The organism is Acinetobacter sp. YH16038 (assembly GCF_013417275.1).
GTDB lineage: Bacteria > Pseudomonadota > Gammaproteobacteria > Pseudomonadales > Moraxellaceae > Acinetobacter.
In genome coordinates, this window is sequence record NZ_VPEG01000156.1 from 1 (window position 1) to 1,357 (window position 1,357).

Sequence of the window (1,357 nt, forward strand, 5' to 3'; positions counted from 1 at the left end):
TGCTTCATAACGAGATTTACAGAGCAAAGCGACTGTAGCCACTGGCTCCATGACGAGCGAAGCGAGCATAAAGCTTTATGAGCGAAGCGAATCCATTCTTGTTTTTAGCGTCCTAGCCGGTCTTTGAAAAAAACTGCCCCCAGGAATCGAGCGCAGCGAGATTCAATAGAGTTTGAGCGAAGCGAAAACATAGGGCAGTTTTAAATGCCGTTTTTAATTTTTTTGGGCTTTTAATAATAAAAAAGCTTTTAAATGCTTTTAAGCAGTCTGAAAGCATTGATATACGTGCGTTTCAGAGGACATAAGACGACACTTAGTGTGCTAAAAGACGACACTTAGTGTGCTAGAAATTCTCAATAAGACGACACTTAGTGTGCTTTGAAAGACAAAATAAAACATGTCGTTTTAAGCACGTTTAGTTTGCAAGATGCGACAAAATAAAATATGTCTGCTTATTGCTTCTTGATAAGGCTTCACATAAGATCAATAAGACGACATAATAAAATAAGACGCTATATGAAAGATTTAATTGTGAAAGATAACGCTTTAATTAATGCCAGCTACAATCTTGACCTAGTGGAACAACGGTTAATTCTTTTAGCAATAATTGAAGCCCGTGAAAGTGGTAAAGGTATTAATGCGAATGACCCTTTAACTATTCACGCAGAGAGCTATATCAACCACTTTGATGTATTGAAAAATGGTGCTTATCAAGCACTAAAAGAAGCCTGTAAAGACTTGTTTGCTCGTCAATTTAGCTATCAAGAACCAAGAGGAAAAGGAGTAGCTCATATTACCTCACGTTGGGTTTCTCAAATTGCATACATCGAAAAAACGGCATCTGTTGAGTTAATTTTTTCACCTGCAATTATCCCTTTAATAACTCGGCTAGAAAAACAATTTACGAGCTATGAGTTAGAGCAAGTAAAAGGGCTTTCCACTGGCTACGCCATTAGACTTTATGAACTTTTGATTGCTTGGCGTAGTAGTGGGAAAACACCAATTATTGAGCTAAGTGAGTTCAGAGAAAGATTGGGAGTATTAGAAAGTGAATATCATCGAATGCACGACTTTAAAAAGCGTGTTTTAGAACCATCATTAAAGCAAATCAATGAAAATACAGATATTACTGTCAAAGAAGAACAGCACAAAAGAGGACGTAATATTATTGGTTTTTCATTCCGATTTAAACAGAAGGCACAGCCAAAAAAACAACAAAAAACCGACCCTAAACGAGATCCAAACACACCTGATTTCTTTGTCGAAATGACCGATGCACAACGGCATTTGTTTGCACACAAATTATCTGAACTGCCCGAAGTTGGTAGCGAATATGCAGAGATCGGAGAGTCATCCG

Annotated in this window: 1 protein-coding gene; it reads left to right on the top strand. The window is 37.6% G+C overall.

The genetic code is table 11. The features are described 5' to 3' along the window. Positions 1 to 516: 516 nt before the first annotated feature. A partial coding sequence (gene repM / locus FTV34_RS17490) for a replication initiation protein RepM (RefSeq protein ID WP_179996767.1) occupies positions 517 to 1,357 on the top strand: 841 nt, incomplete at its 3' end.